The organism is Pontibacter litorisediminis (genome assembly GCF_029360645.1).
Lineage (GTDB): Bacteria > Bacteroidota > Bacteroidia > Cytophagales > Hymenobacteraceae > Pontibacter > Pontibacter litorisediminis.
In genome coordinates, this window is the sequence record NZ_JARDUA010000002.1 from 705,144 (window position 1) to 719,780 (window position 14,637).

At 50.2% G+C, this 14,637-nt stretch carries 11 protein-coding genes, 1 tRNA gene and 1 pseudogene; 7 read left to right on the top strand and 6 right to left on the bottom strand.

Annotation, left to right across the window (positions count from 1 at the left end):
* Positions 1-33: 33 nt before the first annotated feature.
* Entirely contained in the window at positions 34-1,386 is a 1,353-nt protein-coding gene (gene rlmD, locus PXG97_RS09160) for a 23S rRNA (uracil(1939)-C(5))-methyltransferase RlmD (protein WP_276497579.1), read from the bottom strand.
* 305 nt (positions 1,387-1,691) lie between these two features.
* Between rlmD and PXG97_RS09165 the strand changes: the two genes are divergently transcribed.
* Positions 1,692-2,501 (top strand): SDR family oxidoreductase, encoded by an 810-nt coding sequence (locus PXG97_RS09165; protein ID WP_276497460.1) that lies wholly within the window; start codon positions 1,692-1,694, stop codon positions 2,499-2,501.
* A 169-nt stretch (positions 2,502-2,670) separates the two neighbouring features.
* Here the strand turns inward: PXG97_RS09165 and PXG97_RS09170 are convergent, their stop codons facing one another.
* The 3 genes from PXG97_RS09170 to PXG97_RS09180 all read right to left on the bottom strand — a co-directional run bounded on the left by PXG97_RS09170 (position 2,671) and on the right by PXG97_RS09180 (position 6,349).
* Entirely contained in the window at positions 2,671-4,776 is a 2,106-nt protein-coding gene (locus PXG97_RS09170; protein ID WP_276497461.1) for a ComEC/Rec2 family competence protein, read from the bottom strand.
* A complete protein-coding gene (locus tag PXG97_RS09175; RefSeq protein ID WP_276497462.1) occupies positions 4,776-5,204 on the bottom strand; it encodes a GNAT family N-acetyltransferase in 429 nt (142 codons plus the stop codon). The genes PXG97_RS09170 and PXG97_RS09175 overlap by 1 nt, the downstream gene beginning before the upstream one ends.
* A 107-nt stretch (positions 5,205-5,311) precedes the next feature.
* Complete coding sequence (locus tag PXG97_RS09180) at positions 5,312-6,349, bottom strand: PhoH family protein (protein ID WP_276497463.1); 1,038 nt, start codon at positions 6,347-6,349, stop codon at positions 5,312-5,314.
* A gap of 97 nt (positions 6,350-6,446) precedes the next feature.
* Between PXG97_RS09180 and PXG97_RS09185 the strand changes: the two genes are divergently transcribed.
* The 5 genes and pseudogenes from PXG97_RS09185 to PXG97_RS09205 all read left to right on the top strand — a co-directional run.
* Positions 6,447-7,223, top strand: a complete 777-nt coding sequence (locus PXG97_RS09185) for an SAM hydrolase/SAM-dependent halogenase family protein (RefSeq protein WP_276497464.1) — start codon at positions 6,447-6,449, stop codon at positions 7,221-7,223.
* Positions 7,224-7,332: 109 nt separating this feature from the next.
* Positions 7,333-7,623 carry a putative quinol monooxygenase gene (locus tag PXG97_RS09190; RefSeq protein WP_276497465.1) on the top strand — a complete coding sequence of 97 codons (291 nt, stop codon included), beginning with the start codon at positions 7,333-7,335 and terminating at the stop codon, positions 7,621-7,623.
* A gap of 137 nt (positions 7,624-7,760) precedes the next feature.
* On the top strand, positions 7,761-8,297 hold the full coding sequence (gene hscB / locus PXG97_RS09195) for a Fe-S protein assembly co-chaperone HscB (protein WP_276497466.1): 537 nt from the start codon (positions 7,761-7,763) through the stop codon (positions 8,295-8,297).
* A gap of 13 nt (positions 8,298-8,310) precedes the next feature.
* A tRNA-Leu gene (locus PXG97_RS09200) sits at positions 8,311-8,394 on the top strand.
* Positions 8,395-8,811: 417 nt separating this feature from the next.
* A pseudogene (locus tag PXG97_RS09205) lies at positions 8,812-10,131 on the top strand (KAP family P-loop NTPase fold protein); the annotation flags it as partial.
* 747 nt (positions 10,132-10,878) lie between these two features.
* Here PXG97_RS09205 and PXG97_RS09210 read toward each other — a convergent pair.
* Both PXG97_RS09210 and PXG97_RS09215 read right to left on the bottom strand, forming a co-directional pair.
* Complete coding sequence (locus PXG97_RS09210; RefSeq protein WP_276497467.1) at positions 10,879-12,723, bottom strand: PLP-dependent aminotransferase family protein; 1,845 nt, start codon at positions 12,721-12,723, stop codon at positions 10,879-10,881.
* 209 nt (positions 12,724-12,932) lie between these two features.
* Positions 12,933-13,436, bottom strand: coding sequence for a YkgJ family cysteine cluster protein (locus tag PXG97_RS09215; protein ID WP_276497468.1), 504 nt, complete (start codon positions 13,434-13,436; stop codon positions 12,933-12,935).
* Between the two features lie 234 nt (positions 13,437-13,670).
* Between PXG97_RS09215 and PXG97_RS09220 the strand changes: the two genes are divergently transcribed.
* A complete protein-coding gene (locus PXG97_RS09220) occupies positions 13,671-14,333 on the top strand; it encodes a transmembrane-type terpene cyclase (RefSeq protein ID WP_276497469.1) in 663 nt (220 codons plus the stop codon).
* The last annotated feature ends 304 nt before the right edge of the window (positions 14,334-14,637 follow it).

Below are 14,637 nucleotides of genomic sequence, written 5' to 3' on the forward strand. Positions count from 1 at the left end.
AAAGTCATGATACGTGCTACGAGAAACGTTTATCTATTTAGCGGTTAACAATACAATACTCTCGACGTGGTGTGTCTGCGGGAACATATCCACCGGCTGCACACGCGTTACCTCATACTTCTCCGAGAGCCATTCCACGTCACGGGCCTGCGTGGCCGGGTTGCAGCTCACGTACACAATGCGGTTCGGGTGCACCTGCAGCAACTTCCGCACCACATCCTCGTGCATACCAGCGCGTGGCGGGTCGGTGATCACCACATCTGGCCTACCATGGCGCTCGATCAGCTCATCCGACAGGATGTCTTTCATGTCGCCAGCATAGAAGGTGGTGTTGGTGATGTTATTGATCTGCGAGTTGATCTTGGCGTCCTCGATCGCGCTCGGCACATACTCGATACCGATCACCTCCCGCGCCTGCTTCGCCACAAAGTTAGCAATGGTACCGGCCCCGGTATACAGGTCATACACCAACTCGTTTCCGGTCAGGTTGGCCAGCTCGCGCGTCTTCTTGTACAGCTCGTACGCCTGGTCGGCATTGGTCTGGTAAAACGACTTCGGCCCTACCCGGAACTTAATGCCTTCCATATCCTCGTGGATGTACGGCAGCCCTTTGTAGCATACTACCTCCAGGTCGTGGAAGGTCTCGTTGCCTTTGGAGTTTACCACATACTGCAGCGAGGTGATTTCCGGGAAAGTTGTGCCCAGGTGCTCCATCAGCGCCTGCATTTCCTCCGGCCGGTCCTCATACACCTGCACGATCACCATGACCTCACCCGTGTTGGCGGTGCGGATGATCAGGTTTCGCATGTAACCCTCCTGCTTAACGATGTCGAAGAACGGCAGGTCGTGCTGTTTGGCATAGGCTCTTACCTCCAGCCGAATCGCGTTGGAAGGGTCCGGCTGCAGGTAGCAGTGCTTGATGTCCAGGATCTTGTCGAAGCGGCCCGGGATGTGGAAGCCCAGTGCATCGCGGTCGTACTCCTGCCCCGACTGTATCTGCTCTTTGGTAAGCCAGCTGGTGTTGGAGAACGTGTACTCCAGCTTGTTGCGGTAGTAGCGCGTTTTCCCTGAGCCAAGTATAGGGTCGAACTCCGGCAGCGGCACTTTACCGATGCGCTCCAGGTTGTCCTTCACCTGCTTCTGCTTAAAGTGTAGCTGCGTATCGTAGCCGATGTGCTGCCACTTACAGCCACCGCAGGTACCGAAGTGCTCGCAAAACGGCTGCACCCGCAGCTCCGACAGCTCATGAAAAGCAATGGCTTCGGCCTCCAAAAAACTCTTCTTTTTGCGGGTTATGCGCAGGTCCACCACGTCGCCGGGTGCTACGCCGCCCACAAAAATGACCATGTTGTTGTGGCGCGCCAGGCATTTGCCCTCCGCTACCATGTCCTCGATTCTTATTCCTTCGAGTATCTCGAATTTCTTCTTGCTCTTATTTCTCACAGTGGCGCAAAATTACGAAAATATGAGGAGATACGGGTGGTTCGGTCGTCGTTATTCGTTACCCGTTGCTTGTTGTTAGTTATTGGTTGTTCGTCACTCGTGACAAGTTATTTATGATTAGATTCCTAAACTCCCCAACTTTTGAACATTCTAACTCCTTAACTCTCCAACTCCCAAACTCTCTAACTTCCAGCAATCAACAATTAAATTTATCTTTGCAGCTGATTTTAGTCGAAGAAAGTATAAAAATGAAAGATAAAGTAGTGCTGATTACCGGCGGCACGTCGGGGATTGGCAAGGCGCTCGCCTTTGCCTTTGGGCGTGAGGGAGCCAAAGTAGCCGTATCAGGCCGCAACCAGCAAAACCTCGACCAGACAAGCCAGGAGCTAAGCGCAGCGGGCATCGATAATCTGGCCGTGAACGCCGACGTGAGTGTGGAAGAGCAGTGCCAGCGCATGGTGCAGGAAACAGTTGCCAAGTATGGCCGCCTGGACGTGCTCATCAACAATGCCGGCATTTCGATGCGCGCCCTGTTCGAGGACGTGGACCTGGACGTGATCCGCAAGGTAATGGACATTAACTTCTGGGGCACCGTGTACAGCACGAAGTATGCGCTACCGTACATCAAGCAGGCAAAAGGCTCTGTTGTGGGTATCTCCTCTATCGCCGGTTACAGAGGTTTACCTGCCCGCACGGGGTACTCAGCCTCTAAGTTTGCGATGCACGGCTTCCTGGAAACGCTACGCACGGAGCTGCTGCACTCCGGTGTACACGTGCTGCTTGCCTGCCCCGGCTTTACGGCCTCCAACATTCGCAACACCGCATTAGCCGCCAACGGGCAGCAGCAAGGCGAAACACCACGCGAGGAAGAAAAGATGATGAGTGCCGAGGAAGTGGCCGAACGCATCCTGAAAGCCACTATCCAGCGCCAACGCGACCTGGTGATGACCACGCAAGGCAAGCTGGCCGTTTGGGTAAACAAGCTCTTCCCGAGCCTGGCTGATAAGCTGGTGTATAATGTAATGGCCAAGGAAAAAGACTCGCCGCTGAAGAAGTAGTTGTTCGTTGTGGGTTATGCGTTATTCGGAAAAGGGAATCCCCTCAGGTTTGCTGGTTTAAAGTATAATTGCAGAGACGCCTGGCCCCTCCTGCTTGGAGGTGTAAACAGATTGGGGATGTATACTTCATAAAGAGCCAACAACGATCAACGCATAACTAACAACCTGTTCAAGGCACCTCTACCACAAAAGCTCCCGCGTCGGCTACATCATGGTATGAGATTCCGAGCGTATCCAACTGCTGGCGCAGGCGCTGGCGGTACCAAAGCGCGTTGGAGCCGTCAAGTATAAGTTTCTCAAAAGTATACGCCTGCAGCTGCTCCGGCTTCAGGCGCACGTTTTGGCGCAGGAGCAGGTAATCTACGGCAAAATCTGCCTTTGGCTGCAGCTTGGGTGGCCTGGAAAGTATGAGCCAGCGCTGCCCCTGCCACACCAGCAGCTGGTTGCTATCCGGCAGCATGAGAGTGGGCGCCGCGGCAGAGGCAAACAACACCTGCTGCGGCTCCTCCACACCTAACTGCCACAGGTGCGGCTGCACATTAAAGCTGTAATTCTGCGGATTTTGCAGCAACGCCGAATCGGCCATAAGCAGCGCCTGCTGCCCCTGCACCAACCCGATGCCCGTACCGCCGCGCACGCTGTACACCACCAGCTGCCGCTGCTGCCTTTGCTGCGCTTCCTCCCATAGCTCCTGCCCCGAAAGTATAGCCGCTACGCCTACCGCAATACCCAGGTAGCGCAATTTCCGTAGGGCCAGGAAAAGTATAAAGACGATTAGCAGGAAGTATAAAAGCCAGGTTTGCACCACACTAATATCGATGCCGGTGAGAATGGACTGCGGCCACCGCTGCAGCCAGAGGTTAAACTCGTTCATGAAACAGATGAGCCAGAAGTGCACCTGGAACAGCAAACCGCTCAGCCCCGGCACCCAGCTAAAAGCCAGCGCTGCCACCCCGGACCACAGCACCAGCGTTGCCGCCGGCACCACCAGGATGTTGGCCAGCCAGAAGTATACCGGGAATTGGTGGAAGTAGTAGAGCCCCAGCGGGAAAGTAGCCAGCTGCGCTGCCAGCGCCACCGTAAAGAGCGCCCATACTTTATCCAGCAGCCAGTTATCCACCTCCAGGAGCTTGTAAAACCTTGGCTGGAGGTACACAATACCCAGCACCGCCAGGAACGACAACTGAAAGCCCACCTCCAGCAAGTTGAAGGGGTTGAAGTACAGCAGCACCAAAGCTGCAAAGGCAATGGTATTATATACCACCGTTCGCCGCCGCAGCGCCATGCCTACTGTGACCAAACTAAACATCAACACCGCCCGCAGCACCGATGGCGACAGCCCCGTGACAAGGGCATACAGCCAAAGCATCAGGAGTAAAAGTATAGCCCCCAACCAGCCCTGCCTGTGCGTGGTTGTTAAACGGGCCAGCAAGAACATCAACACCCCATAAATAAGCCCCACGTGCAGCCCTGACACCGCCAGCACGTGCATGGTGCCCGTGTCGGCATAGGCCTGCCGGATGCTGTTGTCCAGCTCATCCTTCACACCAAGTATAAGCGCCGAGGCAATGGCATACTCCCGCCTCTCCCCCACCCGCTCGCGCAGCACCTCGTCCAGCTGGCGGCGCAGCATAATGCTATAGTATAAAATGGAGTTCGGCGGATTGGAAGCGATTTTCTGGTACTGCTGCGGCTGCAGGTAGTGGCGGTGGTGGATGTGCTTGTTGGCCAGGTAGACCTTATAATCGAACTGATTGGGGTTTAAAGGCGGCCCCACCTCCTGCGGCGCACCTTTGATGAGCAGCATATCGCCGTAGCTTGCCTCGTACGCCCGCTCCGAGTCGTGGGGCACCGAGAGCTGCACTTTGCCGGTGGCGGGCTGCCAGTTGCCGTTTACCTTCACCTGCTCCACCTCCAGCACCGTGCTCTGGTAACCGGGCTTCTGCAGCACATAATCATTTACCACGCCTTTGTAGTGTGAGGGCGCCACTGCCAAATGGGCTATATGGTGCGGCTGGTTTAGATCGATGCGCTGGTGGGTGGTGGTATAGCCGAGCGCCACAAATGTGAGCAGGCCAAGGATACCGGCGGCATCGGTGGCAAACGTGCTTTTATATTTTCTGGCAAGTAGAGCCACTGCCACAAAAGCGGCAAAGAAAAAGGCAAGCAACCAGAGACCTTGCCCCAACTGCCTGCCTACCCCAAAGTATAATCCTATGCCCGCTATAAAGCTGAGCGTGATGCGCACAAACGGATATGGCGCCCAGCGCAGCATCAGCCTTTGTACACCATTTTATAGTGCTGTATGTCGCACTCGGTGAACATATCGCCTTCCTCCACAAAGCCATGGCGCTTGTAGAAGTTTACCGCCGGCAGCTGCGCATGCAGGTAGATTTTCTGCCCAGGCTGCGCCGCCTGCACCTCCTGTAGCACCAGTTGCAGCACCTCAGCGCCTATACTTTTATTCCGGAACTCCGCCAGCACGGCAAAGCGCTCCAGCTTTACGCCAGCCTCGGTTTTGCGCCAGCGAGCTGCGCCGCAAGGCACACCGTCACAGGTGGCCAGGTAATGTTTGGCAGTGGCTTCGTGGGCATCATACTCGGCCTCGCGGGGCACCTGCTGCTCCTGCACAAAAACTTTTTCGCGTATGGCAAAGGCCGCTTGCTGGTCCTGCTCGGTGGCGGCTTGTCTTACCTCAATCATGGTGTAAACGAAGTATAAAAAAGTAGAGACGCAACAGGTTGCGCCTCTACAGGTTTTTTAGAAAATATTAATCAATTCTTGGCTACAGAAAGTTCAACCTGCAGCTGTTATTCCGCCAGTGGCTTTCTGCTGCGGCCGTTCACTTTTACCGGTGCTCCTTCTTCGGCAGCCTTGGCCTCCTCGCGGGCGGCGCGGCGCTTCTCCTCCAGTTCGCTGTAGGCGTTCACGATGTCGCGCACCAGTCTATGGCGCACCACGTCCTCGGCACTCATCTCCACAAAGCCGATGCCCTTCACGCCGCGCAGGATGTTTAGCGCTTCCATTAAACCGGAGCGCTGGTTGCGCGGCAGGTCGATCTGCGACCAGTCGCCGTTTACCATCAGTTTGGCGCTCGGGCCCATACGGGTCAGGAACATCTTCATTTGGGCCGGGGTGGTGTTCTGCGCCTCATCCAGCAGCACAAAAGCATTGTTCAGCGTACGGCCACGCATGTAGGCCAGCGGCGCTATCTCAATAATCTTGTTCTCCTGGTAATACTTCAGCTTCTCCACCGGTATCATGTCCTCCAGGGCGTCGTAGATCGGGCGCAGGTAAGGGTCTACCTTGTCCTTCATGTCGCCGGGCAAAAAGCCCAGGCTCTCGCCTGCCTCTACCACCGGTCGGGAGATGATGATCTTCTTGACCTCCTTGTTCTTGAGCGCACGCACCGCCAGGGCTACCGAGATGTAGGTTTTACCCGTACCGGCCGGCCCCAGTGCGAACACCAGGTCGTTCTTCTCCACCGCATCCACCAGCTTTTGCTGGTTTGGCGTTTTGGCCTTAATCACCCCGCCCTTGCTGCCGTACACGATCACGTCCGGAGAGGTAATAATCACCTCCTCCTCGGTCAGTGCGTCTGTTCCAAGGTATCTATTTACGCTGTTATGCGTAATCTTCCCAAACTTATGATAATGGTCTATCAGCGAAGACAGGATTTCGTGGATTTTTGTGATCTCAGGGGTCTGCCCCTGAATCTTGATCTCGTTACCTCTCGATATGATCTTGCTGCTCGGGAATGCCGCCGCAAGCTGTTTGATGTTCTGGTTCTCTGTTCCCAGGAAATCGATGAGAGATATATTCTCTAAGGTTATTACTTTCTCTACCAAATGTTTACCCTCGTATATAGCAGGTTAGGAATATTTTCTTTAATTTAAATAAATTCAGTAATATTAATACAAATCTACTCAAATTATAGTTCGTAATATGGCTGTAATTACGTTTCTGTCTGATTTTGGATACCGGGACCACTATGTGGCCGCCGTGAAGGCCAAAATCCTCTCTCTGGATCCACAGGTGCCTGTCGTGGACATCACGCATGCCATTGAGCCTTACAACATCGCACACGCCGAGTACGTTTTCGGGGCCGTTTTCCGCGACTTCCCGGAAGGTACCGTGCACCTACTTGCCGTAGACACCCACGGTTGTAAGAAGGGCAAATATCATGCTACAAAGTATAAAGGGCACTACTTTCTGCTGGCCGACAACGGGCTGCTCTCCCTCCTGACAGATGGTCAGCCGGAGCTGGTGGTAGAGCTGAAGACAGACGCCCCCTTTATGCCATCCCCTGCCCGCGACCTGCTGGCACCGGCCGCTGTGTTCCTGGCCCAGGGTGGCGACATAGACGTGCTCGGCGACCGCACCACCGACATCAGGCAGCTGTTTAACCGCCAACTGCGCCTCGGCGACCACGCCATCACCGGCCACGTCATCCATGTAGACCGCTACGGCAACCTCATCACCGACATCACCCGCGACAGTGTGGAGACCATTGCCCACGGCCGCACCTTCACCATCCATTTCGGCCGCGAGACTATCGGGCGCATTTACCCCAACTACAACCAGGTGGACGACGGCGACTGCTGCTGCACCTACAACAGCGAAGGGCTGCTCTGCATCGGCATCAACAAAGGCCACGCCGCCGAGCTATTGGGCCTGGGCTTCGACTCGCAGGTGGACGTGCGCTTTTATCCGGGGAACTGAATTCGTTGCTCGTTATTAGTTGTTGGTTGTTCGTGTTATATTTGGCAAGCTACATGGTGAGGCTTGTGCATCTTGCTATCGAATAACGAATAACCAACAACGAATAACTATGCTGATTCGCATTGTCCGGATGACGTTTAAGCCGGAGAAAACAGAGGAATTCCTGGAGATTTTTCGCAACTCGAAAGAGAAGATACGCGCCTTTGAGGGTTGCCAGCACGTAGAACTGCTGCAGGACCTGCACCAACCCAACGTATACAGCACCTACAGCCTTTGGGACTCTGAGGAGCACCTGAACAACTACCGCGGCTCCGAGCTGTTCGGGCAAGTATGGCCCGCCACCAAAACGCTTTTTGCCGCTAAGCCGGAGACCTGGTCGTATAGATCAGTTAACAATTAACATGTAACAGTTTTCATTCATCAGGTTGGAAAGCTATACTTCTCCTGCCAAACAATCCTGGTCCTTTTGCTGTACCTTTGCTAAGTATAGCCTGCTTTAAAAGGCCGATCTGATAAATGTTAATTGATAGTTGCTACATGAAAAACTACTTCGAGTTTTACGATATACCTGAAAGCTTCCTGCTGGACGAGAAGGCCCTGAAGAACACGTACTACAAGCTGAGCCGCGAGTACCACCCCGACTTCTACGCCAACGAGCCGCAGGAAAAGCAGCAGGAGATTCTGCAGCTGAGCACCCAGAACACGAACGCCTACCGCACCCTCTCTGACCCGGACCTGCGCATGCAATACATCCTGAAAGAGCACGGGCTGCTGGAAGAAGGCGGTAAGAACGAGCTGCCCGGCGACTTCCTGATGGAGATGATGGAGATAAACGAGGAGCTGATGGAGCTGGAGTTCGACTTTGATGCCGACAAACTGCACGAGATTGGCGAGAAAACCAGCGGCCTGGTAGCCCAGCTGGACAACGACGTGCTGCCGGTGCTGCAGCGCTACCCCGAGCTGCACGGCATTACTAAAGACGAGGCCCTGCAGGAGGTAAAAACTTATTACCTGAAGAAAAAATATCTGTTGCGTATTCAGGAAACATTATCTAAGTTTGCATCCCGTTCCTGATAGAGGAACAGAGGCCTTGGTGGCGGAATTGGTAGACGCGTTGGTCTCAAACACCAATGAGGTAACACTCGTGCCGGTTCGACTCCGGCCCAAGGTACAAAAGCCCTGCAGATGAAAGTCTGCAGGGCTTTTTTGTTTTTTGGCTATTTTCATTGTTGGTGAGAACACCAACAACGGCTGTAAAGACAACAGTTACTATTACAAGTACTGAATGTATTTCCACAGCGTATGGAAATTAATCAGCAGAGCTATCTCCTCGACCAACTAGAGAGGGCGCTATGGGTGCTTTGTTTATAAAAAGGAACTCTGTTTCCTTTCTATATATTAATAAATTACTATAGTATATTCGATATTCAAGTTTGGCTTATTCATTCAGTTTAGGTTAATTGAAAGGGAAAAACTCTATATGTACTGTAACTATAATAATACTCAACATATGGCATTAAAGCATATTGAATTCGAAATAGACCAAGAATCTCCTTTCTAAAACTGCAAGTTACACAGAGAAAAGTACGCTGATGTTTTAACCAACATTGTTGAGAATTATCCAGAAGGATTTGTTCTCGCTATCAACAACAAATGGGGAACTGGCAAAACGACGTTTGTAAGAATGTGGGAGCAGTATTTGATAAATAGAGGGTTTAAAACTATCTACTTTAATGCTTGGGAAAATGACTTTGAGGACAATCCATTGACTGCTTTGATTGGCGAACTAAAAGTCATAAATATAAGTGAAGAGGAAAAATTCAATAGGGTTGTAAAGAACGCGGCACTGATAACAAAAAATGTAGCACCAGCATTATTCAAAGCATTCATAAACAGATATGTTGATTCTGAAATCCTTATTGATGCCTTATCTGATACATCGAAAAGTTTTGTGGAGATTTTTGAGGAGGATGTTAAAGAGTATGCTTCTCGTAAGAAATCAATAGCTGATTTCAAAAAAAGTCTATCGGAATTTGTTGCTAATGAGTCAAATGGAAAGCCTTTAGTTTTTGTAATAGACGAATTAGATAGATGCCGACCAAATTATGCAGTTTTACTATTAGAGCAAATAAAACATTTCTTTTCTGTTCCAAACATAGTTTTTGTACTATCAATTCATAAAGTTCAGTTAGGCCATGCAATTCGAGGAGTATATGGTTCTGACAAGATTGATGCTAATGAGTATTTAAGGAGGTTTATAGACATTGAGTATTCTATTCCAGAAGCTGAAAGAGGAAAGTTCTTTGAACATCTATACGAATATTTTGAATACGATACTTTTTTAGCAGCTTCAGAAAGGAGGAGATATAGAGAATTCGATTATGATAGAGAAAACTTTATAAAGACTGGCAAGGTTTTAATCGGAGACCTAACGTTACGACAACAGGAGAAAATCTTATCTCATACAAGAATAGCGTTACGAACATTAAAAGCTAACAATTATCTAGTACCAACAGTATTCATTTTCCTCGTCTATATCAAAACAATTCATGAGGACTTTTATTCAGAATTATCAAGCAAGAGGCTGTCTTTAAAGGATATTCAAAAACGATTCTATGAAATTATAGAACCAGTTATTAATGAAGATAATAAGCGACTTTTCGTACAAATTGAAGCTTTTGTGTTGAAGTTTTATGAAAATTATAAGTCTGAATACAGAAGTCATTCGGAAATTTTAGAATGGAATTCAGAGGGAAGTAAGTATGTATTGAAAATCAATTCCAGTATAGACAATGATTTATTACTTCAGCAATTAATTGGCGATAGGATGGCTCACGACTATGCTGATATGAAACTTTCTTACTTCCTCAATAAACTTAACCTGACTGAAAACATTAAAATAAATTAGGTGCCCCCTGGCGCAAGCGTCCGCTTGTGCCTTGCGACAGCAAAGCAACCCACTTGCCCCCGCATCTCAGCCAGCAAATTACTAAACCTGTAGCCAAAGCAGTGGCAGCACAAGCGGACGCTTGCGCTATGATGTTATATAAGCTTTTTTTGCCGTTGTTGGTGTTTTCACCAACAACCAGCTAAGGCTTCCGAACATCAAGTAAGCTTCTTGAAATGCTACTCTTAAATACTTGAAAGAGCGGCCCCACATCAACAAAGTTGTTGGTGAAAACACCAACAACGGCGGCTAAGTAATCAGGATGAAGCCGTTTGCTGCCAAGTATGAAGAAACCTACCCCCTGCTCTTTCGGATTTGCAATCCGAAAGTATGATGTGCGCGGATTTGTAATCCTCCTCAGCAAAGGCAGCAACTAATAGCAGGTAAGCGGATTGCAAATCCGCAAAGTATAAGTTTCGGATAACATATCCGAAACAGCGACGGCAGCGGTAAGCAAGACATATGCAGTGGAAGTATAAATTCTGGGTCGGGGCAAGTTATACTTTGTGAGCTTTCAACTGTTACAGCCTTAAAACGCCGTTTTCCGCCGTTGTTGGTGTTATCACCAACAACCAAATCCAGCACAAGCGTCCGCTCGCTTTATAGCCTTAAAATGCCGTTAGCCGCTATATCACATCGCGCAAGCGAGTAACATAGCGGCTAACACACGTCTCAACCGGCTTCGGTATTACACTACCTCCACCAGCCTTAAATCTGGTCTACAAAATCTTTAAACACTTTTTTATGCAGCTCCAGGTCCAGATCAGGCGACAGGGATACCCGGGCAATGTAGTCTTTGTCGGCTTCCTTGGTCGTGCCTTGCGTGGAAGTGGCAGGTATGGTCCAGTAACAGCCCTTTAGCTGGCCATAGCTCACGCAGTACTTACTTTCATGCGGGATTTCCTGGATCATCATGTTGATCAGTTTATTATTCAACTCCCGCTTGTAGGCTTCCCTTTCTTCAGGCGTATTCCCCTTCGTAGGAAGATCCAGTGAAAACACGGACGGCGTAAAGCCTTCCTGTGCCAGTTCTTCTGAAACAAAGTTGATCTTCGCCTCCGGCAAGGTATCCTTTATAAAGTTTACAAACTCCCGCGTGTTCTTATAAGCATCTGCAATCCTCTGGTTCATGGAGGGCAGCTGCTCTGCCAGTTTCTCCACCTGAAGGTCCGTCGCCTCGTTGTCGCAAAGCATCAGGTGCTTTTCTATTTTTTCCAGCAAGGCTTCCGCTTTTGCATTGGCTACACAGTAGCCGGCTGTCGCTTTTCCGCCACTCGGGAATTTCGATCCGCTCACATACGAAATGGTCCTGATCGTGGAAAGAATCCCGTCTTTGCTGACAAACGGCACATTCGGGCAGAAGGTCTGGTCCAGAATGAAAACCGGATCAACTGCCATTTCGCCGGCTGCCGTCTTACGCGCTTTGCTTAGCACCTCCCGCAGCTTTGCCAGATCCGGCACTTCTACTCTGGGGTTAGTCGGTATCTCAGCGATAATGTAAGGCACAGCGTCCTGGCGGGCAATTTCCTCCAGCACCGTATCTATACTTCGGACCATATCATGCTCCCCATCCACCAGCAGATCCACTATTTCCACATTATCCAGAGCAGCAGCTATCCGCCTGGACTGGTCGTTTGTGCCACCATAGCAGTTTGGCGGAACCACAAACTTGATGTCTTTTCCCGGGTGCTTTTCCAGCGCCTCGTGCACCAGGCCCATCATGATCGCGTATTGCATAGACAGCCCGGAGGAACCCAGCAGCGCTTTTGTACTTGTGCCGGTAATCCCCTTGATCAAATCCTGTACCTGCGCTTTGTTAGCCGCGGCATTCTGCGTCTCTTTTTCGGAAGAAGACTTTCCTACCAGTTGCTGCAAGGCAGCAAAGCAATTGGCCGGCGTCATGGCAATGCTCTCTCTCCTTCTCACATGCTGTATCTCTGAAACGTAGCCGTTATTTTGCTCACCATTCACCAATATGATACTTCCGAGGTGCGCATGCACACTTACATAGAAGTCGATAGGAGGTGTGAGGGTAGCATGTCCCACTTCATCGTCTTGTGAATAGAAAACAGTGCTACCGTCAAACGCAGCGATCTCTTCTGCTTTTTCAACTTGCTCTAACTCAAGCTTATAGCCATACACACGCTTTAGCACTTCCGCGTCAAAATAATCCGGTAAGGCACCGGTATACACGATGCGGGTGTTCTTCTGCGCCAGTAGGTTTTTCCTTAGAACGGCCAGAACAGGCATCGTCCGGGAGGAGAAGCTGATGACATGCTCCGGCTTTAGCCCGTGCAGGCTGGCAATTGCCCACTCCAGCACCGAAGACAACGGGTGACCCAAGCGAATATAATCGAAAGCAGTGGGTAACGCGCTGAGTGCCGCTGTCTCCGCATTACGGGCTTTAAACAGGCTTTCAAACTGCTCCAGGAACTCGGTTTTAGCCAGTTGTTCGTTGTAAATATCCAGTCGATGCGTGGTTAGCCTCAACCAGTCAGCTGGCATGTTTTCTAACACTTCTTCAATGTAACTCAGCACTTTATTGTCTTCCATAATCTTTGAATTGCGATAAGCCCATGTTATTGATGGCTCAAATTTACTTTAAAAATGCCACAACAATTTGTTATGGCATGGTACTTTGGCGCTTTACTGCCGTTCTAAACTTCTTCCCTCTAAACCCCGCATCAGGTGTTATGTTCACGCAGTCGGCACATAGGCGGCAATGTTATCAAGAAAAGTAGTGACAGGTTAAATCTTTTAACTTAACCGCTGATGGAGACGCCAAACCTTTCAGACAGCAGCCTATCGAGTTGCTCGAGGTCCGATTTCAAGTCCATGTGGCCCTGCGTCAATAATGCAGGCTCACTTTTCTGAAACAGGTTTTTCAATTCGACCATTTTAAAGTAAAAGGATTGGGACCGAAGCTCGAGCTGCAGTAGCGCCAACTTTTGTTCGATAGCGATCCTTTTTTGCTTAAGCACATCCACTATTTCAACAGCCGTATCAAAATCCAGTTCCTTTTGCTCCACGGATTTCAAGAGCCCGCACTTGAAACTGGCACAGTGTTTCGGTCTTTTAGCGTAGATCGTGCAGCCATTACAAAAGTGGCGACAGGGGTGGATAAAGAACCCTTCCCCATTTGCATTCTCCACATCCACTAACTCTCTCAATGCAGGTAACTCTTCCCGGTCGAGCTGTACAAAGCCAATCATGGTACCGTCACAGCAGCAGCCACAAGCCAAACAAATATTTGTTGAATCACCCATTCTTGATGTATATATAAGTATTTACGCCGTTGTCGGTGTTTTCACCAACAACCAGCTACAAAACTGCCGAAACATTCCGTAAGCACCGTACAAACTACTCGTAAATTCTCAGAAGAGCAGCCCTACAACAACGCCGGCAACTAGTATAAGCTTTTAGAGCCGCGGCACAAACGCCAGCAACTGGTTACGCTGCAATAGGGAAAAAGCAGTTTATTATACTTTAAAAGAACAGACATGCTACAGAACCCGCTTGAGGTAGACCCCACCATCGATGCTATCTTTAAAATCTGCAGCGGTATCTTCTGGTCGCTGACGTACCTGCTTATACTTCGTAGGGGCTTTGTCGACAAAAGCTATGGCATGCCGGTCGTGGCCCTCTGCGCGAACCTCTCCTGGGAGTTTATCTTCTCATTTATCCACCCGCACAGCAAACCACAGCTCTACATCGATTATGCCTGGCTCTTACTGGATATTGGGATTCTGGTGCAGTACCTGAAGTATGGCAGAAAGGATTTTCCGGAGCATTTGCCCCGAGTACTCTTCTACCCCACCTTTCTGCTCACCCTGCTCTTGTCCTTCCTTTTCATTTTGCTCCTGTCGCGCGAGTTTAACGACCTGAACGGCGTGTATGCCGCCTTTAGCCAAAATCTGCTGATGTCCATACTTTTCATTCAGCTGCTACTGAAGCGGAACAGCCCCCGAGGGCAGTCGCTCTACATTGCCCTGAGCAAGATGATCGGCACTGTGTTTCCTTCCGTGCTGCTCTACCTGTACTTCCCCGATTCATACTTCCTGATTCTGCTCTATGTCAGCATCTTTATTTTCGACATGACCTACCTGCTGCTGCTCTACTTTAAAATCAAAGCGGCAGGCCTCAGCCCCTGGGCCAGGGTATAAAGTATAAATCAGCAGTTTGCGTTAGCCTCCGCTCTTTCGCATATGCAATCCGCCGCAGCAAAGGCAGACGCTACTAGCAGCCAAGCGGATTATAAATCCGCAGTTACTTGGGTTCCGGATTACAAATCCGGAACAGCGGCAAGTAAAGGTAATCCGCCACAGCAAAGGGCGTAGCTTCAAGCACGTAAGCGGGCTGCAGGACCCAAAGTATAAAGTTCCAGATTACAAATCCGAAGCAGCGGCGGGCTGGGCGCTTGGGGTGGAAGTATAAATTCAGGGCCCAGCGCAAGTTGTACTTTCTAAG